The organism is Frankia sp. Allo2 (genome assembly GCF_000733325.1).
Classification (GTDB): Bacteria; Actinomycetota; Actinomycetes; order Frankiales; family Frankiaceae; genus Frankia; species Frankia casuarinae.
Map to the genome: position 1 here is coordinate 77,360 of NZ_JPHT01000005.1, position 21,910 is coordinate 99,269.

At 70.2% G+C, this 21,910-nt stretch carries 14 protein-coding genes; 5 read left to right on the forward strand and 9 right to left on the reverse strand.

Annotation, left to right across the window (positions count from 1 at the left end; all coding sequences use genetic code 11):
• Positions 1 to 205: 205 nt before the first annotated feature.
• A complete protein-coding gene (locus tag ALLO2_RS05890; protein WP_011436071.1) occupies positions 206 to 619 on the forward strand; it encodes an SsgA family sporulation/cell division regulator in 414 nt (137 codons plus the stop codon).
• Here the strand turns inward: ALLO2_RS05890 and uvrA are convergent.
• A complete protein-coding gene (gene uvrA, locus ALLO2_RS05895; protein WP_011436070.1) occupies positions 562 to 3,492 on the reverse strand; it encodes an excinuclease ABC subunit UvrA in 2,931 nt (976 codons plus the stop codon). The genes ALLO2_RS05890 and uvrA overlap by 58 nt on opposite strands.
• Positions 3,493 to 3,737: 245 nt before the next feature.
• Between uvrA and ALLO2_RS05900 the strand changes: the two genes are divergently transcribed.
• Positions 3,738 to 4,436, forward strand: coding sequence for an MBL fold metallo-hydrolase (locus ALLO2_RS05900; protein WP_011436069.1), 699 nt, complete (start codon positions 3,738 to 3,740; stop codon positions 4,434 to 4,436).
• 97 nt (positions 4,437 to 4,533) lie between these two features.
• Here the strand turns inward: ALLO2_RS05900 and ALLO2_RS05905 are convergent, their stop codons facing one another.
• The 3 genes from ALLO2_RS05905 to ALLO2_RS05915 all read right to left on the reverse strand — a co-directional run bounded on the left by ALLO2_RS05905 (position 4,534) and on the right by ALLO2_RS05915 (position 8,255).
• Positions 4,534 to 5,562, reverse strand: coding sequence for a glycosyltransferase (locus ALLO2_RS05905; protein WP_035730296.1), 1,029 nt, complete (start codon positions 5,560 to 5,562; stop codon positions 4,534 to 4,536).
• A 323-nt stretch (positions 5,563 to 5,885) separates the two neighbouring features.
• Positions 5,886 to 6,890 carry a TerC family protein gene (locus ALLO2_RS05910; RefSeq protein WP_035730298.1) on the reverse strand — a complete coding sequence of 335 codons (1,005 nt, stop codon included), beginning with the start codon at positions 6,888 to 6,890 and terminating at the stop codon, positions 5,886 to 5,888.
• A gap of 42 nt (positions 6,891 to 6,932) precedes the next feature.
• Positions 6,933 to 8,255: a peptidase M50 gene (locus ALLO2_RS05915; RefSeq protein WP_035730300.1), complete on the reverse strand. Its 1,323-nt coding sequence runs from the start codon at positions 8,253 to 8,255 to the stop codon at positions 6,933 to 6,935.
• 211 nt (positions 8,256 to 8,466) lie between these two features.
• On the opposite strand from ALLO2_RS05915, the gene uvrB reads away from it, so the two are divergent.
• The gene (gene uvrB / locus ALLO2_RS05920) at positions 8,467 to 10,599 is read left to right on the forward strand and encodes an excinuclease ABC subunit UvrB (protein ID WP_035730405.1); all 2,133 of its coding nucleotides are present in this window, start codon (positions 8,467 to 8,469) and stop codon (positions 10,597 to 10,599) included.
• Positions 10,600 to 10,624: 25 nt separating this feature from the next.
• Here the strand turns inward: uvrB and coaE are convergent, their stop codons facing one another.
• A complete protein-coding gene (gene coaE, locus ALLO2_RS05925) occupies positions 10,625 to 11,314 on the reverse strand; it encodes a dephospho-CoA kinase (RefSeq protein WP_011436064.1) in 690 nt (229 codons plus the stop codon).
• 147 nt (positions 11,315 to 11,461) lie between these two features.
• Here coaE and ALLO2_RS05930 point away from each other — a divergent pair, with 147 nt between their 5' ends.
• Both ALLO2_RS05930 and ALLO2_RS05935 read left to right on the forward strand, forming a co-directional pair.
• Complete coding sequence (locus tag ALLO2_RS05930) at positions 11,462 to 12,133, forward strand: hypothetical protein (RefSeq protein WP_011436063.1); 672 nt, start codon at positions 11,462 to 11,464, stop codon at positions 12,131 to 12,133.
• Between the two features lie 162 nt (positions 12,134 to 12,295).
• Entirely contained in the window at positions 12,296 to 13,423 is a 1,128-nt protein-coding gene (locus ALLO2_RS05935; RefSeq protein WP_035730303.1) for a M4 family metallopeptidase, read from the forward strand.
• Positions 13,424 to 13,432: 9 nt separating this feature from the next.
• Here ALLO2_RS05935 and ALLO2_RS05940 read toward each other — a convergent pair whose 3' ends face one another.
• From ALLO2_RS05940 to ALLO2_RS05955, 4 genes are all read right to left on the reverse strand, one after another.
• Entirely contained in the window at positions 13,433 to 15,511 is a 2,079-nt protein-coding gene (locus ALLO2_RS05940) for a bifunctional diguanylate cyclase/phosphodiesterase (RefSeq protein ID WP_011436061.1), read from the reverse strand.
• 250 nt (positions 15,512 to 15,761) lie between these two features.
• Positions 15,762 to 18,482, reverse strand: coding sequence for a DNA polymerase I (gene polA, locus ALLO2_RS05945; RefSeq protein WP_035730305.1), 2,721 nt, complete (start codon positions 18,480 to 18,482; stop codon positions 15,762 to 15,764).
• Positions 18,483 to 18,694: 212 nt separating this feature from the next.
• Positions 18,695 to 19,900 (reverse strand): branched-chain amino acid ABC transporter substrate-binding protein, encoded by a 1,206-nt coding sequence (locus ALLO2_RS05950; RefSeq protein ID WP_198030952.1) that lies wholly within the window; start codon positions 19,898 to 19,900, stop codon positions 18,695 to 18,697.
• Between the two features lie 311 nt (positions 19,901 to 20,211).
• Positions 20,212 to 21,828, reverse strand: a complete 1,617-nt coding sequence (locus ALLO2_RS05955; protein ID WP_035730408.1) for an ABC transporter substrate-binding protein — start codon at positions 21,826 to 21,828, stop codon at positions 20,212 to 20,214.
• Positions 21,829 to 21,910 lie beyond the last annotated feature (82 nt).

A 21,910-nucleotide genomic window follows, 5' to 3' on the forward strand; every position in this document is an offset into this window, starting at 1 on the left:
ACGTAACCATTTCATCACGCATAGCGCGCGGGCTTGGCGGCGGGTTCCCTCCGGTGGTGGCGGTAGGGTGACGAGCGGCGACGGCCACCCGGCAGCATCGTGACCGATTACACACCTTCCGCTGTTTCGGGGGCCCCCGTTGGCGTCCGGGGCGGAGGGCTGCGACCCTCGAGACATCGGGCAAGCGAACCGAGGGAGCCAGCGCGTGCTTGGTAAGGACGTCACGGCGGAGTTCGTCGTGGACGACGCGTCCAGCCGTGGGCGGATCACCGTGTTCCAGATCTGCTGGGGCGCCCGCGACCCGTTGGCCGTGTCCATGACGCTGGTGTCCAGGCCGGAGCATCCCGCGCTGCCGCAGGGCAGCTGGGTCGCACCACGCGACACCCTGCGCGCCGGCCTGGAGACGGCGGTGGGCGACGGGGACGTCCGGATCGGTCCCGACGCGGATCGGCGCGGCGTGCGGCTCGACCTGGTGCACGGCGACCGCCAGTCCGTGGTAGTGGTCGCGGCGTCGTCGCTGCGCAGCTTCCTGGACCGCACCGAGCGGCTTGTCCCGACCGGTCAGGAGCACACCGAACAGGAGCTGGACGCCGTCCTCGCGGACCTGCTGCGGACCTGAGAGGGCGGGAGCGGTCCCACCTCGGCGACCCGGTCACTGAGGATCTCCCGGAGGAAGACCGCGGTGTGGCTCTCCTCGACCGCAGCCACGGCCTCGGGCGACCCCTGCGCGACGACACGGCCGCCTCCCGTGCCCCCCTCCGGACCCAGGTCAATGATCCAGTCCGCCGTCTTGATGACATCGAGGTTGTGCTCGATCACGATGACCGTGTTCCCGGCGTCGACCAGCCGGCCGAGCACGCCGAGCAGCTTGCGGATGTCCTCGAAGTGCAGACCGGTCGTCGGCTCGTCGAGCACGTAGACCGTCCGGCCGGTGGAGCGCCGCTGCAGCTCCGAGGCGAGCTTGACCCGCTGCGCCTCGCCGCCGGAGAGGGTCGGCGCCGACTGGCCGAGCCGGACGTACCCCAGGCCGACGTCGTTCAGCGTCCGCAGGTGGCGGGCGATGGCCGGCACCGCGGCGAAGAACTCCGCCGCCTCCTCAATCGGCATGTCGAGCACCTCGGCGATGTTCCTGCCCTTGTAGTGCACCTCCAGCGTCTCCCGGTTGTACCGGTCGCCGTGGCAGACCTCGCACGGCACGTACACGTCTGGCAGGAAGTTCATCTCAATCTTGAGGGTGCCGTCACCGGAACACGCCTCGCACCGCCCGCCCTTGACGTTGAACGAGAACCGGCCCGGCAGATAGCCACGGACCTTCGCCTCGGTCGTCTCGGCGAACAGCCGGCGGATGTGGTCGAACACGCCGGTGTAGGTGGCGGGGTTGGACCGCGGCGTGCGTCCGATCGGGGACTGGTCGACCCGGACCGCCTTGTCGAGATTGTCGAGCCCGCTGACAGTGCGGTGCCGGCCCGGCACCTGCCGGGCGCCGTTGAGCTTGTTCGCCAGGACGGCGGCGAGGATGTCGTTGACGAGGGTGGACTTCCCCGAGCCCGACACCCCGGTGACGGCCACGAAACAGCCCAGCGGGAACGACACGGTGACGTCGCGCAGGTTGTGCTGCCGGGCCCCGTGCACGGTCAGTGCCCGGCCCTTGGCCGGCACCCGGCGGATGTCGGGCACCGGGATCCGCCGCCGCCCGGACAGGTAGGCGCCGGTCATCGACTCCTCGCTGGCGAGCAGCTTCTCGACCGGCCCGGAGACGACGACCCGACCGCCGTGCTCGCCGGCGCCGGGGCCGATGTCGACCACCCAGTCGGAGGCGCGAATCGTGTCCTCGTCGTGCTCGACGACGATGAGCGTGTTACCCAGGTCGCGCAGCCGCAGCAGGGTCTGGATGAGCCGGCGGTTGTCCCGCTGGTGCAGGCCGATCGACGGCTCGTCGAGCACGTACAGCACCCCGACGAGCCCGGAACCGATCTGGGTGGCCAGCCGGATGCGCTGTGCCTCGCCGCCCGCCAGGGTGCCGGCGGCCCGGTCGAGGGAGAGGTAGTCCAGCCCCACGTCCAGCAGGAATGTCAGCCGCGCGTCGACCTCCTTGAGCACCCGACCGGCAATGGTCCGCTCCCGTTCGGTGAGGTCGAGCCCGCGCAGGAACACGGCGCACTCGCCGATCGCCAGACCCGAAACCTCGGCGATCGACCGGCCACCCAGCGTCACCGCGAGTGACTCCGGCTTTAGCCGCGCGCCGCGGCAGGCCGGGCAGGGGATGTCGCGCATGTAGCCCTCGTACCGCTCCCGGCTGCTGTCCGACTCGGCCTCGCGGTGCCGGCGGCCCAGGAAACCGATCACGCCCTCGAAGGAGGTGTGGTAGGAACGCTTGCGGCCGTAGCGGTTGGTGTAGCCGACGTGGATCTCGGTGTCGCCGCTGCCGTACAGCACGGCCTTGCGGGCCCGCTCGGGCAGCCCCTCCCACGGGGTGTCCATCCTGAAGCTGAGGTCCTCGGCGAGGGCCGTGAGCAACCGTTCGAAGTACTCCTTGTTGTGGCCGCCCGACCAGGGGGCCACCGCGCCCTGCGCCAGCGACAGGGTGGGGTCGGGCACGACGAGCTCCGGGTCGACCTCCTTGCGGGTCCCGATCCCGGTGCACTCGGGGCAGGCGCCGTACGGCGAGTTGAACGAGAACGACCGCGGCTCCAGCTCCTCAAAGGAGAGGTCGTCGTAGAGGCAGGCCAGATGCTCGGAGTACATCCGCTCGCGCTCGGGATCGTCGGCGTCGCGGTCGACGAAGTCAACCAGGACGAGCCCGCCGCCCAGCTTCAGGGCCGTCTCCACCGAGTCGGTGAGCCGCCGCTTCGCTGACGACTTGATCGCGAGCCGATCGACGACGACCTCGATCGTATGCTTGCGCTGCTTCTCCAGCTTCGGCGGATCGGTGAGCGGCACCACCGTGCCGTCGACGCGGGCCCGTGCGAACCCGGAGCTCTGCAGCTCGGCGAACAGGTCGACGTACTCGCCCTTGCGGCCACGCACCACCGGGGCCAGCACCTGGAAGCGGGTGCCTTCGGGCAACTCCAGCAGCCGGTCGACGATCTGCTGCGGGGTCTGCCGGGAGATCAGCCGCCCGCACTTCGGGCAGTGCGGACGGCCGGCGCGGGCGAAGAGCAGCCGCAGGTAGTCGTAGACCTCGGTGATCGTGCCGACGGTGGACCGCGGGTTGCGCGAGGTCGACTTCTGATCGATGGAGACGGCCGGAGACAGCCCCTCGATGAAGTCGACGTCGGGCTTGTCCATCTGCCCGAGGAACTGCCGCGCATAGGCCGACAGCGACTCCACGTAGCGCCGCTGCCCCTCGGCGAAGATTGTGTCGAAGGCGAGGCTGGACTTGCCGGACCCGGACATACCGGTGAAGACGATCAGCCCGTCGCGGGGCAGGTCGAGGTCGACGTCACGGAGATTGTGTTCACGCGCGCCACGCACGACAAGACGATCGGCCATCGACAAACCCTCATGATCTTCAGTAAGACCGGACCTGGGCGAGTGTGGCCATGCTACGGATGAGGACCGACACTTTTCCGGGGGCGGCCACCTAACCATCAGCCGGACGAATCCGTCGCATCCGGCAGAGACCTCAGAGGCGTCAGAGGCGTCAGATCTCCCGGTGCCACCCGACGGACCGTAACGACCGGCAGCTATCCCCTGTTCCCGTCCCATCCGCGCCATCCACTCCGGAGAGGATCGTCATGAGCGACGCCAACGGCGGCGACACCAGCCGCACCGGCTACACCGAGTACACCGGGAAAGTCACGGTCGGCGGTCCGGCCGACGTGCGGACCCTGCCAGGCCTGACGATCACCAAGGTCGCCGTCGGCCCGATGAACAACAACGCCTACCTGTTGCACTGCCCGGTCACCGGGGAGCAGCTGCTCGTCGACGCGGCGAACGAGGCCGACACGCTGCTGCGGCTTGTCGGGGACGCGGGGCTGGCAACGGTGGTCACCAGCCATCGGCACGATGATCATGTGCAGGCCCTCGCAGATGTGGTCACCACCACCGGGGCCAGCACGGTCGCCCATCCGGACGACGCCCCGGCCATTCCGGTGCCCACCGCGCGGCAGGTGCGCGAGGGGGACGAGATCGCCGTCGGGACGGCGGCCCTTCGGGTGATCCACCTGGTCGGGCACACACCCGGATCCATCGCCCTGCTCTACGACGCCGATCCCGCCGCTCCCCACCTCTTCACCGGAGACTGCCTGTTCCCTGGCGGCCCTGGAAACACGTTCGGTGACGAACAGGCCTTCACGACGCTGATGGACGATCTCGAACGCAAGATCTTCGGCCCACTGCCGGACACCACCTGGATCTACCCCGGCCACGGACACGACACCACCCTCGGCGCCGAACGCCCGCACCTGGCGGAATGGCGCGCCCGCGGCTGGTGACGGTGGGGGTGAGGCCGGCTGCGGCGAGCTCGCGCACTCACGCCACCGGATACGCTCACTCCCCCGAGACCCCCTCCGGCACGAGGTGATGCTGGCGCTACGTCCGCTGGCCAGAGGAGCCGGGGGAGCCGTCGGCGAGATCATCGATCAGATCGTCCTGCCGCTGCCGCGGCGTCCGCGGGACCGGGCGGAGATGGCCGAGACGCAGCCGCGTCTCGGCCGGGACGGCGTGCCACCGTGAGCTGACCGCGGGCTCCCAGCCTGGCCGGGCCAGCCCGCTCACCAGCCCGGAGAGGATCCGGACCGCGCGCAACGCGTCGTGCGACCGGCCCACGGCCAATTTGCGCGCGGCGAGGACGGTCAACTGGGCCGCGTGCACCGCGGTCCACGACCGGCCCACGTCGTGACGGTGCCGCCGGGCATAGGTGGCTGCCGACCGGCCGAGTTCGGCGTACAGCAGCCCGGACCGCCCGACGGTCTCCCCGCCCACATGAACGACCGGCCAGGCGTCGTCCGCCCAGACGATGCGCCCACCCGCGGCGTGCAACCGGGCGAACAGATCCGTCTCCTCGTAGTACATCCAGTACGACGGGTCGAATCCGCCCAGCCGTAGGAAAATCTCCGAGCGGANGGCGAAGAAGGCGCCGACCGGATAGCGCAGTTCCGGCCNNNTCTCNNCCGCGGCGATCTCGCCCCGTACCGCCGTGTAGGCGTTCGTCCGCGGGCGCGGCAGGACGGCACTCGCCCGTCCCCGCTCGCCCGCCGTGCCGCGGATCGGGAAGCCGACCACGTCGGCGGACGACGGGGCCCAGGCGAGCAGCTTCGGGATCATCGTCGCGGTGTCGGCAGGGACCGTCACGTCACTGTTGACCACCAGGATCCACTCCGGCCGCAGCCCGTCCTCCAGGGCACGGCGGACAGCGAGGTTCACCGCGGTGCCGTATCCGACGTTCCCGTGCCCCTGGACCACGCGCACACCGTCCGGCAACGCATCATGTCGGGATTTCCCATCATTTTCTACCAGAAACACCCGACATTCCGCCATGGCATCCAGTGTGGTCAGCAACCGGTACAGAGACGTCGATCCCCCGTGAGAAACGACGACCGCCAACAGCCTGTGCATCATCCGCCTTCGGCTAGTACGCCCGCAACGAGCTGCGAAATTTCGGGAAGAATCGGCAAGAAAGGACCACGACTCACACCGAACGAGTACACACGATCGGTCCCGGAACGTCGAGTATTCCCGCCCGCGCGTCTCCTCGCCCACGTCAGAGAGATACGTTCCGGCGGCTGGATGTGCACCGAATGTACCGCAGTACCCGCCGGAGCCAGCATAACCGCTGAGCCAGGACTGTCAGGCATCCTCGTTCCCGGCGCGTCGCGACACCATTCCTCGATATGTTTCCGGGCAAGTGGCGAACCGGGCCCGGTTCGCCACCCGCCCACCGGTCATCGGGGCACCTCCTGGGAGCCTTCGGCCACGCCCCCCGGCTCGGCTACCCCCTCCGGCTTGGTTACCCCCTCCGGCTCGGCCACGGACCGCGGGGCCGGCGGGGNGGTGCGCAGCGACCAGACGATGGCCACGATCAATGTCACCACAATGACACCGAGCGACAGCGCGATCGGCGGGTGCCACACGTCGGTGAGCAACATCTTCACGCCGATGAAGGCCAGGATGAACGCGAGCCCCGTCGCCAGGTGGTGGAAACGTTCCATCAGACCGGAGAGCAGGAAGAACAACGACCGCAGCCCCAGGATGGCCAGGGCGTTGCTCGTGTAGACCAGGAACACCTTGTCGGTCACACCGAGCGCGGCGGGCACCGAGTCGAACGCGAACAGGACGTCGGCGGTCTCGATCACGACGAGGACGGCCAGTAGCGGCGTGGCGACCAGCTTCCCGGCACGCCGAAACACGAAACGCTGCCCCTGATAGTCGTCGGTGACCGGAATGACCTTGCGAAGCAGCGCGACCGCCCTGCTTCGGCCCGGATCCATCTCGACGCCGTCGCCCCGGAGCATCGTGACCGCCGTGTAGAGCAGAAAAGCCCCGAAGACGTAGATGACAAAGCTGAACCGTTCGAGCAGCGCGATGCCGGCCGCAATGAACAGGAAACGGAGCACAAGCGCTCCCAGCACACCGTAGAACAGGACGCGGTGCTGGTAGGCGCGAGGCACCTTGAAATAAGAGAAGATCAGCGCGAAGACGAAGAGGTTGTCGACGGACAGGCTCTTTTCCAGCAGCCACGCGGCGGCGTACTCGCCGGCGGGCCCCGGGCCCTGCCAGGCCCAGATGACACCGGCGAATCCGATGCCCAGCGAGACCCACAGAACGCTCCACCACGCGGCCTCGCGAAAGCCGATGACGTGAGCCCGACGATGTGCCAGCAGGTCGATGGTCAGGAGTGTGAGCAGGACGCCGACGAAGGCGGCCCAAGCCCAGGGGGGCACGTACACAGATGATCTCCAGCGGAGTCGGGTGCCCGCCACGGCGGGCGGTCAGCGCCAGAAGCCGCCGGGATGGGCGGGGCGGACCGTGGTGGCGCGCCCGCGCAGCGGGGCGGTCTCCACCGCCTGCTTCAGCTCCACCGGGCCCACCGTTCCGATCAGGCGAAGGCGACCGTCATCCGGGGCGGCGCCAATGACGGCGACGCAGCCCGCGGCCGGCCGCTCCAGAAGCCGGCCGGTGACGTCCGTCAGCTGCTCGTCCGGACGGGCGGTGGCAACCATCTCCAGCGGAATCATGACCCGGTTGATCCGGGCGAGACCTCGATCGTCCATCGGCACGGCGGCGAGGTCACGCAACAGCGCCACCCCGGCGAGGGATCCGTCGAAGTCCTCGACTCCGAACACCGCCCTCCGCGACGGCAGTACAACCTCGTCCAGCGCGCTTGCGACGGTCGTCCAGGCGGACAACGGCGGCGGCGGCGGGCTCATCACGTCCCGGACGGTCAGACCCTCCAGCGCGACGTAGGTCCGCTGCTGCGCCTGGGCGAACCGGGAGGTGCCCAGCGCCAACCAACCCAGCAGGACAGCCCACAGCGCGACGAACCCGACCAGGAACGACCCGACCAACCCGACGGCGATCAGTGACCAGCCAGTGATCACGCCGGCGCGGGCCGCGGCCTGCTCGGCGCGCGCACGACTGCCAGTGCGGCGCTCCACCCGGGCTGCGATCAGCCGGCCGCCGGAGCTGCGCGGGGAGGGAAGGACGTCAACGAGGGTCACCAGCAGCGCGAAGGTACCCACCCACAGGGCCACCTCGCCGGCCAGTTCCCAGGTGCCGGCGGGTGCCAGGGCACCGAGCACGACAAGCAGGGCCCCGGCGGCAGCGGTGACGAGCAGGCCGGCCCGCGCGATCCGCGCCTCGACCTGGGTGCCGACCTGGGTGCCCGTCCCCGGCGTGGGATCGAGGGCCGCCACGGGCGGCGGCGCGAGATCGATACCGTGGAGTGCCGGCTGGTGGGCGGCCGGGTGAGGGGTTGTCGGGTGAGGGGCGACCGCCACGCCCGCGGAGCGGTCGGGCGCACCGGCCAGGACCAGCCGGCTTCCGAAGGCGCCGAGGGTGATGCCGAGAACGGTCACCCCCGACCGACGGGCCGACCGGGCCCGCATCAGATCGGCGGCCAGCAGGACGCCCACGAGCAAGCCCGCCCCGATCAGACCGCCGGACAGGTAGGCGAATCCGGGCCGGCCGGGCACGGTGGCCGGCAGCGTGATCGCGGAGAGGAGGACAGTGACGATCGCCACCGAGACAGCCAGTCCCGGACGCACCGTGATCGGCGGGAGATGTCCCCGTCGGGNGGCGTCGTGGGNGGNCATGTCCGCTCAGAGCTCCTTTCGCCTTCACCGGGCCGCGGTCACGACCGGGTGTCATACATGCTCAACGCATAGCCTGCCCGTCAACGTCCCGGCAGACACCGCAGGGAGTCCGCGACTTTGCCGACGATTTCGTTGCCGAGGTTCGGCAACATCGAAGTTCGGCAACATCGAGATTCGGAAACTGTCGGAGGCCTGTGGTGTGCTAGAAGCCGTGAGCACAACGTTCGAACGGCCCACCATCGACATCGAGCGGACGCGGGCGCCGTTTCAGGTCGTGTCCGACTTCTCCCCGTCGGGCGACCAGCCTGCCGCCATCGACGAGCTGGCCCGGCGGGTCGGGGNCGGCGAGTCCGACGTCGTCCTCCTCGGCGCCACCGGCACCGGAAAGTCCGCGACCACCGCGTGGCTGGTCGAGCGCCTGCAGCGGCCGACGTTGGTGATGGCCCCGAACAAGACGCTCGCCGCGCAGCTCGCCAACGAGTTCCGGGAGCTGCTGCCGCACAACGCCGTCGAGTACTTCGTCTCGTACTACGACTACTACCAGCCCGAGGCGTACATCGCGCAGACGGACACCTACATCGAGAAGGACTCCTCGATCAACGAGGAGGTGGAGCGGCTACGGCACTCGGCGACGATGAACCTGCTCACCCGTCGGGACGTCGTCGTGGTCGCGAGCGTCAGCTGTATCTACGGCCTCGGCACACCGCAGGAGTACATCGACCGGATGGTGCGGCTGAGGGTCGGCGACGAGATCGAGCGGGACCTGCTGCTGCGCCGCTTCGTTGACGTGCAGTACACCCGCAACGACCTCGCCTTCACCCGCGGGACGTTTCGGGTCCGGGGGGACACGGTGGAGATCTTCCCGGTCTACGAGGAGCTCGCCGTCCGAGTCGAGATGTTCGGCGACGAGATCGAGCGGCTCACCTACCTGCATCCACTGACCGGGGAGGTCGTCAGCGAGGCGGAGGAGATCTACGTCTTCCCGGCCACGCACTACGTCGCCGGGCCGGAGCGGATGGAGCGGGCGATCGCCGGCATCGAGGCGGAGCTCGCCGAGCGGCTGGCCACCATGGAGCGGCAGGGCAGGCTGCTGGAGGCACAGCGGCTGCGGATGCGCACCACCTACGACATCGAGATGATGCGCCAGGTCGGGTTCTGCTCGGGCATCGAGAACTACTCCCGGCACATCGACGGCCGCGAGGCCGGGAGCCCGCCGCACACCCTGCTCGACTACTTCCCCGACGACTTCCTGTTGGTGATCGACGAGTCGCACAACACCGTCCCGCAGATCGGCGGGATGTACGAGGGCGACATGTCCCGCAAGCGCAACCTCGTCGAGCACGGGTTCCGGCTGCCCAGTGCCATGGACAACCGCCCGCTGCGGTGGGAGGAGTTCCTCGAGCGCATCGGCCAGACGGTCTACCTGTCGGCGACCCCGGGCCCCTACGAGCTGGGCCGGTCCGTCGGCGTCGTCGAGCAGATCATCCGGCCTACCGGCCTGCTCGACCCCGAGGTCGTGCTCAAGCCGACGAAGGGGCAGATCGACGATCTCGTCCACGAGATCCGGCTGCGCGCCGAGCGGGACGAACGGGTCCTGGTCACCACGCTGACCAAGAAGATGGCCGAGGATCTCACCGACTACCTGCTCGAACTCGGCATCCGGGTGCGGTACCTGCACAGCGAGGTGGACACCCTGCGCCGGGTGGAGCTGCTCACCGAGCTGCGCCGCGGCGAGTTCGACGTGCTCGTCGGGATCAACCTGCTCCGCGAGGGTCTCGACCTGCCAGAGGTGTCGCTGGTGAGCATCCTCGACGCCGACAAGGAGGGCTTCCTGCGCTCGGACAAGTCACTGATCCAGACGATCGGCCGGGCCGCCCGTAACGTGTCCGGGCAGGTCCACATGTACGCGGATGCGATCACCCCGTCGATGCGCCGCGCCATCGACGAGACGAACCGGCGGCGCGAGAAGCAGATCGCCTACAACACCGAGCGCGGGCTGGATCCCCAGCCCCTGCGCAAGAAGGTCGTCGACATCCTCGACGACATGGTTCGCCAGTCGGCCGACGGCGAGCTGATTGGCGGCGGCGGCCGATCGCAGTCCCGCGGCAAGGCCCCGGTTCCGGGGATGAAGTCGCGCGCCGGCAGGGAGGGCGCCGTCGGCCGGTACGCCGCCGAACTCGCCGGCCTGCCCTCCCACGAACTCGCGCAGCTTATCCGCCAGCTCGACGACCAGATGCACGAGGCGGCGAAGGAGCTGCAGTTCGAGCTGGCCGCCCGGCTGCGCGACGAGATCGCCGAGCTGAAGAAGGAGCTGCGTGGCATGGGCGCCGCCGGCGTGCAGTGATGCCGTGAGCGCCGGCCTGCCACGATCAGCCGGCTGGGGCGGCGGTGTCCGTGCCGCTGGCGGCAGTATCCGTGCCGCTGGCGACGGTCTCGGCCTTGGCGGTGGCCTTGGCGGTGGCCTTGGCGTCGCGGCGGGCCAGCAGATCCTGCCAGACCTCCTCGATGCGGGCGTCGAGGTCGTCCAGGCTCCCGCCGTTGTCCACCACGATGTCGGCAGCGGCCCGGCGCTGGGAGTCCGTGGCCTGGTTCGCCATCCGCGCCAGCGCCTGGTCGCGGGGCAGGCCGCGGCCCTCGAGGCGGTGCAGCCGCAGCTCCCGCGGCGCCTCGACGACCAGCACCACGTCGTAGGTGCCCTCGGCGTGCACCTCGACGAGCAGCGGGATGTCGTGCACGGCGATTCCGCTCGGTGACACCTCCCCCATGCGCCGCGCCGTCTCCTCGCGGATCAGCGGATGGACGATCGCTTCGAGCCGGCCGCGGGCGGCGGGATCGGCGAACACGATCCGGCCGAGCGCCTCGCGGTCCAGGCCGCCGTCCGCGTTCGCCAGTTCGGTGCCGAACTCCGCCAGGACCGCGGCGAGCCCCGGGGTGCCGGGCGCCACCACGTCCCGGGCGACCTGGTCGGCGTCGATCAGCAAGGCGCCCCGGGCCGCGAGGCACGCTGACACCGCGCTCTTGCCCGAACCAATGCCACCCGTCAGACCTACTGTGAACACATCGCCGAGTCTGCCAGCTCCCGGAGCCAGCCACCCAGCCGGTCCGCCCGGCTGCGCCCTCGCGTACTTGGCAGCTCGCGTACTTGGCAGCTCGCGTACTTGGCAGCTCGCGTACTTGGCAGCTCGCGTACTTGGCAGACTGTGCGGATGGAGGTTGCCCCGGTCGCGCACCGGCTCTGGCCGGCCCTGCTCACCGGCACGCTGCTCGGTCTCGGTGCCCTCGGCCTCGCGCTGGCACCGGCGCTCGCCGGTTCGGCACCGTTGCTGCTCGTTGCGCTGCGACCCACGTGGGCGATCCTGCTGCTGGTCGGCGGCACGGTGCCGTTCGTTCCCGCCCTGCTGATCGCCGCGTTTTTCCGCGGGCTGATCGACGTCGGCTACTTCGGTCTGGCCCGCAACAACATCCGCTCGGTGCTCCTACGGCGCATCAGCACCGGCCGCGTCGTGGCGGCGCTGTCCCGCCGCGGCACCCAGCGCCCGCTGCTGTGGTTCTGCCTGCTGAACACCAACGCGGCGGTGGACGCGGCGCTCGGCGCCGGCGACGTCCCGCTGCGCCGGTTCCTGCGCTTCCTGGTTCCCGGCTCCCTGCTGTCCTCGGCCCTCTACCTGACGGCGGCGCGTGCCGTGACGCCATGGATGCACGGCGTCGTCACCTGGCTCGACGAGAACATGACCTTCCTGATCCTCGGCAGCCTCACGTTGGCGATCATCCAGCTGGGGGCGCGGACGCTCCTGCGCCGTCGGGGTCGGCTCCGCACTGCATCCGGTTCCCCGCCCGGCCCATCGTCCGGCTGGTCGCCCGGCCGGCATCGCGGATAGGGTGGTAACGGAACGTTTCCGGCTAGCCAGAAGAAGGCGGTGGACCGGCACTCTCTGGACATCCTGTGTCGCAGGTAGCAAGGTCGGTGACTCCGGGGTCATCCGCGGCCGTCGACGCCCGCGGGAATCCACCGGCGATCATCTCACGCTACGGAGTCGACGATGCCCTGCCCCCGCCACGCCCTGCCCTGCGCGGTCCCACCCCACATCCTCGAACGCATTGTCCGCAACGGCACCGAGGAGCAGCGTTCCCGGGCCCTGTCCACCCTGCTCCAGGACACCTCTCATCGCACCATCCGGGTGCACAACGCCCTGATGCGCTCGACGCGGCGCGGTGCCGTCCCACCGCGCCCGGCGCCCGAGACCGGCCCGCGGCGTACCGTCAGCGACGCGGGCGGCACCGAGATCCTGCCGGGTGCGATGGTTCGCGAGGAGGGTGGCGCCGCGATCGACGACGCGGCGGTCAACGAGGCCTACGACGGCCTGGGCTCGACGTTCGCGTTCTACTCCGACGTCCTAGGCCGGAGCTCCATCGATGACGAGGGGATGGCTCTGCTCGCCACCGTGCNCTACGGCGACCACTACGAGAACGCCTTCTGGAACGGCCGCCAGATGGTGTTCGGCGACGGCGACGGCGAGCTGTTCAAGCGTTTCACGGCGTCGCTCGACATCATCGGTCATGAACTGACCCATGGCGTCACCGAGGACGAGGCGGCGCTGATGTATGTGAACCAGTCCGGCGCGCTCAATGAGTCGATCAGCGACGTCTTCGGTTCCCTGGTGAAGCAGTACGTCCGCGGCCAGACCGCCGAGCAGGCCGACTGGCTGATCGGCGACGAGCTGCTCACAGACGCCGTCCAAGGCGTCGCGCTGCGGTCGATGAAGGCCCCCGGGACCGCCTACGACGATCCGGTACTCGGCGACGACATCCAGCCGGACCACATGGACCGCTACGTCCGGATGACCGCCGACAACGGCGGCGTCCACATCAACTCGGGCATCCCGAACAAGGCGTTCTACCTCGCCGCGACGGCTCTCGGCGGATACGCCTGGGAGAAGGCCGGCCGCATCTGGTACGAGACCCTGCGCGCACCGCAGATCCGGCCGAACACGACGTTCCGTGCATTCGCCTCGGTGACCGTGCACCAGGCCGGCCTGCTGTTCGGTGCGGACGCGCGGAAGGCCGTCTCCGAGGCGTGGCAGGCCGTCGGCATCGTCGTCCGCGTATCCGGGCAGGTCAGCGCAGCCGGGCAGGTCAGCGCAGCCGGGCAGGTCAGCGCAGCCGGGTAATTCGGACCATCACGCCCGGCGACATCGAACGTCACCGCCCGGGACCACCTTGCCCGCCTTCGCGGCCCGGGTCCGCAGCAGCTCGCGGACGCGCTCCGCCGGCAGCGGAGGCGAGATCGCCTCTCCCTGCAGCAGATCGCAGCCGAAGTCGACCATCATCGTCAGGGTCCGTTCGTCCTCGATGCCCTCACCGACGACCCGCAGCCCCAGGCGATGTCCCAGATCGAGCACGGAACGCACGATCGCGGCGTCGGGCAGGCTCCCCCGGACGTCCGTGACGAACCCCCGGTCGATCTTGACCTCGTCAAACGGCAACGTCTTGAGGATCTCCATCGAGCTATACCCGGTGCCGAAGTCGTCGAGGGAGAGCGCCACGCCGTGGGAGCGCAACTGACCCAGCATCGTCGCCGCACGCGCGGGCTGGGTGACCAGGGCGCTCTCGGTGATCTCCAGGGTGAGGACGTCGGGGGCCAGCCGGTGCGCGGCGATCGAGTCCGAGACCACCCGGGGAAGATCGTCGATCACCAGCATCCGGGGGGAGAGATTGACCGACACCGGCAGGTGCAGGCCCCCCGCGTCCCAGGCGGCACACTGCCGCAGTGCCTCGTCGAGAACCCACCGGGTCAGGTCCGCGATCAGGGGGGACCGCTCGGCGATCGGCAGGAACTCGCCGGGGGGGAGCAGCCCACGGCTCGGATGTCGCCACCGCAGCAACGCCTCGGCACCGACGATCCCACCGGTCCGAGCTGACTGGACCGGCTGGTAGTACAGGACGAGCTCGTCGCGGCCGATCGCGGCGCGCAACTGGGCGTTCAACGCGATCTCCTCGGGCCGCACCCCGGCGATGCCGGCATCCCACAGGCCCACGCTCTCCCCGACCCGCTTGGCCCGCAGCAGGGCCGCATCGGCGCAGCTCATCAGGGTGGCCATGGTCGCGCCGTCGCGGGGGGCCACCGCGATGCCCACCGAGGCGTCCACCTCGACGTCGACCCCGCAGACCTGAAAGGGCCCCTGGATCTGGCGGAGGACCCGCCGGCCCAGGGTGCGCCGCCGCCCGGCGGCTATGGCCGCGGGCAGGGGGCCGCGGACGGCCGGCGCGCCCGACGGGCCGAGCGAGACAGGTGAAGCAGATGAGGTGGATGAGGGGGGCGAGGCAGATGAGACGGATGAAGCGGGCGGCGCCGGGATGATCTCGGGCCCGCGGAACACCAGCGCGAACTCGTCCCCGCCGGCCCGACCGACGAACACCGGCCTCGGGGTCAGGGTCGGCAACGTCTCAGCGATCATCCTCAGCAGCTGGTCGCCGCCGAGGTGACCGAGCGCATCGTTGACCTCGTGAAACCGGTTGAGGTCCACCAGGACGAGGACAGCCTCGTTCCCCGCGGCATTGATCTTCGCAACGGCGGACTGCCCGATTTCCATCGTCCCGCCCCGGTTGGCCAGGCGGGTGAGGGGATCGGAACGGTTCTGCAGCAGGCCCTCACGGAACAGGGCCTTCGCCACCGCGCCCACGAGCATGACGGCGGCGATGGTGGAGAACATGGGCGCGGCGGCCTCGGCCAGTCCGCCGTGGGCGGTGACGCCGGCGACGACGGCAGCGCAGACGGCCGCGGTGCCGGCGACGGCCCAGCCGACGGGGACCAGGGCGGCATAGGCGCACAGCACCGGGAACCAGGTCAGGTATGTGTCCGCGTTCCGGCCGGGCGCCGCGCTCGCCAGCGCGAAGGCGAGCGCGGCGGCGAGCGAGGCGACGGCGACGGGCGGAATCCAGCGCCCTCTCGGGTTGGCCACCAGCCCGACGACGGCGTTACCGACCGCGACCACCAGACCCAGCCAGTTTCCCCAGCGCAGATAACCCGGGGAGCCCGGAATGCACCCGGCGAGCAGGAAGAGCACCGCCGCGATCGCAGGGGTGACCACGAGAAAACGCCGACGGCCGGCGAACGTACGCCCGCTGATCAAAAACCGCTTCCTCCCGCACTGACCCGCGATGAGCCCGACCGAACGGACCGAGCGGATCAGGCGGACCGAACAGGGACGAACCGCACCGAACGGGACGTCGCTCCGGGTGTCGCAACGACCCCGCATCCGAGAGATCACGGTGCACGACGGCGACAGGGCCGGGTCAGGCTTCCTTCCAACATAGCCGTCGATCCGGCGTGACCGACATCATAGCCAGCAGCTTCCCGACACCGATGCAATTTCACGGTTCGGTACAATTCCTCGACTGATACCGGAGACGACGGAAAATCCGGGAAGCCAGCGGAGTAATTCGGCACAAAAATGACATCCGGGTACAGGAACGCTCGGTAACAGGAACACTCAGTAACAGGAACACTCAGTGCGCCGCGTCGTCCCAGGTGCAGCCGGCGCCGACGCTCACGTCGAGCGGCACCGACATGGTGTACGCGGAGGTCATCTCGGCCCGGACCAGCCGCTCGACCGCATCGTGCTCGCCGGGCGCGATCTCGAGGNCGAGTTCGTCGTGCACCTGGAGCAGCAGCCGGGAGGCGTACCCCCCGGCACACAGCGCCCGGTCGACCCCCAACATCGCAATCTTGATGATGTCCGCGGCGGAACCCTGGATCGGCGCGTTCAACGCCATCCGCTCGGCCATCTGCCGCCGCTGGGAGTTGTCGCTGGTCAGATCGGGCAGGTAGCGACGGCGGCCGAGGATCGTCTCGGTGTAGCCGTCCTTGCGGGCCCGTTCCACGACCCCACGCAGGAAGTCGCGGACCCCGCCGAACCGGGCGAAGTAGGCGTCCATGTGCTCCCGGGCCTCGTCCGGCGCGATGCCGAGCTGCCCGGCGAGGCCGAACGCGGACAACCCGTAGGCCAGGCCGTACGACATCGCCTTGATCCGCCGGCGCAGCTCCGGGTCGACCTCGGAGACCGGCAGGCCGAACGCCTCGGCGGCCACGAAGGTGTGCAGGTCCTCGCCGGAGCCGAACGCCTCGATGAGGCCCTCGTCACCCGAAAGATGAGCCATGATCCGCATCTCGATCTGCGAGTAGTCCGCCGTCAGCAGCGTCTCGTAGCCCGCGCCGACGACGAAGGCCCGGCGGATCTGGCGCCCCTCGGCCGTCCGGATCGGGATGTTCTGCAGGTTCGGGTCCGCGGAGGAAAGCCGGCCGGTCGCGGCGATCGTCTGGTTGAACGTGGTGTGGATGCGCCCAATATCGTCGATCATGGGGATCAGCGAGTCGACGACCGTCTTGAGGCGGGCCACGTCGCGGTGCCGCAGCAGCACCGGCAGGAGCGGATGGTCGGACTGGACCGCCAGCCAGGCGAGGGCGTCGGCGTCCGTGGTGTAACCGGTCTTGATCTTCTTGGTCTTGGGCAGGCCCNGCTCGTCGAAGAGGATCTGCTGCAGCTGCTTGGGGGAGCCCAGGTTGAACGGCCGGCCGACGATCTCGTGGGCCTGCGCGGCGACCGCGCTGACCTCGCCGCCGTAGTGCTTCTGCAGCTCGGTCAGGTGCTCGGAGTCCACGGCGATGCCGGCCCGCTCCATGCCGGCCAGGACCGTGACCAGCGGGAGTTCGATGTCCCGCAGCAGGGTGGCGGCGGAGCGGCGTTCGAGGTCCGCGTCGAGGGCGTCGGCGAGCTCGAGGCAGGCCCGGGCCCGCACGGCGTCCGCGTGCGCCTGGTCGGCCTCGCCGGAGCCGTCGAGGGTCAGCTGCTGGCCGCCCGGGACGGGGTCGGCGGACAGGTCGCGATGCAGGTACCGGGCGACGAGATCGGCCAGGTCGAAGGACCGCTGGCCGGGCAGAGCCAGATAGGCCGCGAGCGCGGTGTCGCTGGTGACGCCGGCGAGCGGCAGGTCAAGCTCGGTCAGGGCCAGCATCGGCCCCTTCACGTCGTGGGCGGCCTTCGGCTGGTTCGGATCGGCGAGCCAGGCGCCCAGCGCCGCCACGTCCGCGGGGGTGAGCAGCGTCGGGTCGATCCAGGCCGCGGCACCGCCGGCCGCGGCCAGCGCGAGACCGGCGAGCACACCGGTGCCGCGCCCCCAGGTGCCCCGGGCGTGCAGGCCGGTACGGCCGACCCTGTGGGCGTGCTCGGCGAGCCACCGGGCCACCTCGCCCGGCCCGAGCACGGTCAGCTCGATCTCGAACCCCTCGTCGGCGGGAGGCGGCGCGATCGCGAGGGCCGCGTAGAGCCGCTCCCGCAGCACCCGGAATTGCAGCGTGTCGAACAGCTGGTGGACGGCCTCCCGGTCCCAGGGCCGCATCCGCAGGCCGGCGGGGACGACGTCGAGCGGCACGTCACGGGACAGCTCCGTCAGGGAACGGTTGCGGATGACCTCGGACAGGTGGGCGCGCAGCGACGCCCCGGTCTTCCCGCCGATCTCGTCGGCATGGTCGACCAGTTCGGCCAGCGAGCCGAACTGCTGGATCCACTTGGTGGCGGTCTTCTCCCCCACCCCCGGCACCGACGGCAGGTTGTCGGAGGGATCCCCGCGCAGGGCCGCGAAGTCCGGGTACTGCACTGGGGACAGGCCGTACTTCGCCTGCACCTCGTCGGGGGTGAAGCGGACCATGTCACTGATGCCCTTGCGGGTCATCAGCACCGTCACCCGCTCGTCGACCAGCTGCAGCGCGTCACGGTCACCCGTGACGACCAGCACGTCCATCCCCTCGGCCGCGCCCAGGGTCGCGAGCGTGGCGATCACGTCGTCGGCCTCGTATCCCGGCGCGCTGACCCCCGGCACCGCGAGGGCGTCGCACACCTGGTGGATGAGGCTGACCTGGCCGACGAAGTCGGCCGGGGTCTCGCCCCGACCGGCCTTGTACTCGGCGTACTGGGTGTGCCGGAAGGTCGGGGTCGGCAGGTCCCACGCCACGGCGACATGGGTCGGCCGCTCGTCGCGCAGGACGTTGATGAGCATGGAGGTGAATCCGTACACCGCGTTCGTCGGCTGGCCCGTGGTGGTGGAGAAGTTCTCCACCGGCAGCGCGTAGAAGGCACGGTAGGCCAGCGAGTGCCCATCAAGCAGCAACAACCGGGGCGTTGCCGGGGTCGACTTCGCGGGGCTCGATGGCGCGGGACTCGGCGAGGACACGGCCGGGCCGGCCGCAGTGGCCGCAGTGGCCCCAGTGGCCCCAGTGGCCCCAGTGGCGGACGCTGCCGAGCGGCTCCCGGACGGAGACGAGGTGGGGGACGAAGTGGTGACGGACACGCGGCGAGTTTAGGCCGTGGGTCGGACAGTTTCGCCGCGAGCGGGCGGACCGATGCGTCGACCACGTCGCTCCGCCGGCCGGGCAGGTCCGCCGGTTACGGTCTGACGAGGGAGCTGACCGGGCCGAGCACGGCCCGTTTCCCGGCCCGGACCTCGTACACGTAGACCGTCGAGCCCTCGACCTCACCATTCTTCCGGAATCTGATGCGCTTGGTGACGCCAGGAATGTCGACCGAGCCGAACCGGGCGAGCACGGCCTCCCGCGTCGCGCCGCTACCGAGCCGGCGCAGCACCTCGATGACGGCGTTCGTGGCGTCATAAGCCTCGCCGGAATAGGTTCCAGGCCGCGCGTCGGCGTTGATCGTCTTGTAGTCGGCGACGAACCCCGCCGCCGCGGGATCGCTGTTCGGGTCACCGCAGGGGCAGGTCAGCAGCGTTCCCTCGGCGTTGCCGGCACCGGCCTGGTGGATGAGTTGGTCGTCGTTCGCGCCGTCGCCGCTGACGACCTTCCCGGTGTACCCCTTGCTGCGCAGCGCCCTGGTCAGCAACGCGAGTTCCGCATAGTAGCCAGAATAGTACACGGCGTCCGGATTCTCGGCGAGGATCTTCGTGGCCTGGGACGTGTAGTCCTTCGTCGGATTGATGCCGTCGTGGATCACGCGGATGCCACGGCCGGTCAGGGCCTTCTCGAGCGCTCCGGACAAGCCGGTGCCGTATTCGCTCCGGTCGTCGAGAGAGTAGACCTTGTCCGCCTTCACGACCTTGGCAAGGTATTCCGCGGCGGCGGATCCCTGCACGGTGTCCGGTGCGATGACCCGGTAGAAGCTGGTGAACCCGAGATCGGTGAGCGCCGGATTGGTGGCCGACGGGCTGACCGACAGCAGCCCGGCCCCGCTGTAGAGCGGCTCACTCGACTTCGTCGGTCCGGAGAAGACGGGGCCGACGACGCCGATGACCTCCGGATTGTCGATCAGTTTCTGCGCGGCGGTGGGCCCCTGCTCGGCCATACCCTGATCGTCCGAGGCGACCAGGCGCAGCCTGAACGGCAGATCCTTGCGCCGGTTCGCTAGCTCGACAGCGGTCAGCACCCCGTCGTAGGCGTTGATGCCGAGCTGCTGGTTGTCGCCGGAGAGCGGCCCCTGAAAACCGATGGCGTATTCCTTTTNCCCGTCGTCNCCGGACGAACCACCGCCGCAGCCGGCAAGGACGGCCGCGGCTGTCAGCACACCCACGGATCCGAGGGCCCCCCACCGCGTCACGCTCGGTCGGGGCACGCCCCCTCGCCGTCCAGGACCCGTCATGACACGCCCTCCCACAGCACATCGCTGCCGCTACCGACACCCTCGGCGTCAGGACCCGGTCCGCCACCGCATCATCGGCAACCGATCGACAGCGGATAGTGACGAAAACGTAACCTTCGGAGGAGTGGAAGGGAAGCGCAACGTGAGCGTGTCGTAACTTGAAGGGGGTTTCGCCGGTGAGTCCGAAAGCAAACGACCCGATCGGAGAAGCGAACGACCCGGCAGAACCCGCAACGGCCCGGTCGGAGGATGTCGGTTGCCGCAGCCGCCGCAGCCATTACGGCAGCCGCCGACACGTCACCGCCGGTCGGTCAGTTCTCCGTCTTCAACGGGACGAATCTGCCGCCGAGTACCGTGTAGAGCACGACCGTGGGCGATCGGGTGTCCCCCCAGCGGTCNAAGGCGACGGAGCCGGTGATCCCCGCGAACGAGCCGCTTCCGATCGCCGTCACGAGGTCGTGTCTGGTGGCCGCGTCCACGGTCGTCCGGCCCGGCAGCACCGTGGCCGCTGCGCGGATGATCGCCCTGGCGGCGTCGTACGCATAGGCCGCGACCGCGGGGATGGCCTCGGCCCGCCGCAGCTCCAGCTCCGCGGCGGGGTCGTTCACCCCGGACGTACCGCGGGTACCGGCGGCCGGGGGCCCGTGGGGCCCCTCCTCCAGGCCCGGCCCCGGTGCCGATACCGGTGCCGAGGTGCCGTGGACCACCCTCGGGGTGGTGGTGGCGCCCCGGCCGGGCGAGGCGGTCTCCGCTGGATCCTCCTGGCTCCGCAGGTCCGCAGGGTCCTCCTGGCCCCGCGGGCCCAGAGTCCCACTCGACCGCCCACTCGCGCCAGGCGATTCCACGCCGCCCGAGGCCCCGGGACGGGTACTGCCCTCGTCATCCGCCGGTCCCCCGAAACGGTCGGAGTAGTCCGCGACGAAGGCACCCGAGGACGGCAGCCGGGTCGGCGGGACCAGCGGACCGATGATCAGATCGCCGTCGGCTGCCGACCTCGCCTCGTCGGTGTAGCGGGGCTGGAGCAACGCGTCCGAACCCACTACCTGGATCGACGTCCCCGCGTCGGCGAGCCGGGCCCGCAGTTTCCCGGCGAAGGCCGCACCCGTCGAGACGTAGACCAGATCGGGGGCGTCCTCCTCGATCGCCCGCGCGGTGTCGGCGATCTCGGATCCGTCCGCTTCGTCCCCCCGGACCTGGTACACCGATGTCACCGACGCGCCGAGAGCGGCGGCGCGCGCCGCGAAGCGGGCGCCCAGGGTCGTGCCGTATCTCGGTTCGCCGTCAACGACGACGATACGCCTGCGGCCGAGCGTCCTGACCGCGTACTCGGCTGCGACCCGGGCCTGGCGCTCGTCCGTTCCGGCCAGGCGGAAGTAGGACGGGAAGGGCCGGGTGCGCGGCCGGGAACCGGAGTCGGTCAGCGTCGGGTCCGCGTTCGACGGGGAGACGACGGGGATGCCAGCGGCGCTCAGCGTGGGCAGGGACACCTTCGCTACGAGTGAGCTCAGCGGCCCGACCACGCCGATGACATGATTGTTCGCCACGAAGGCGTCCACGGCCTGCGCTCCCCCGTCCGGACGGGACAGGTCGTCGTGGGCGGACAGCTCGATGCGCCAGCCCGGGACGGCCCCGGACTTGTTGGCCTCGTCGACCGCGAGCGCGACGGCGTTGCGCGCGCTCACCCCGTCCGTGGAGAGATCCCCGGACAGCGGCGCCATCACACCGAGGGTGGCGACCCGGGTGACGCCGGTGGCGGCTCTGGCGCCAGCGCCGCCACCGGCGTCATCGCCTGCGCCGAGGCTGGCGGCCAGCGTGAGCCCCAGGACCGAGGGCACCGCGAGGACCAGGACGGCGAGAGCCGCAAGCGCCACGCGTCCGCGACCGGTGCGCGATCTGGCCCGGGTCCACCGCCCGATCGAACCGGTCATCGACGCGAGAGACGTCCGCGACGAATCGCTCACCCGGCCTCCGGGATCACGGACACGAAGGTCACGGACGCGAAGGTCACGG

Coding starts and splice junctions, on each gene's coding strand:
- uvrA (WP_011436070.1), bottom strand. CDS start 3,492: ATGGCCGATCGTCTTGTCGTGCGTGGCGCGCGTGAACACAATCTCCGT.
- ALLO2_RS05900 (WP_011436069.1), top strand. CDS start 3,738: ATGAGCGACGCCAACGGCGGCGACACCAGCCGCACCGGCTACACCGAG.
- ALLO2_RS05930 (WP_011436063.1), top strand. CDS start 11,462: ATGGAGGTTGCCCCGGTCGCGCACCGGCTCTGGCCGGCCCTGCTCACC.
- ALLO2_RS05940 (WP_011436061.1), bottom strand. CDS start 15,511: ATGCGGGGTCGTTGCGACACCCGGAGCGACGTCCCGTTCGGTGCGGTT.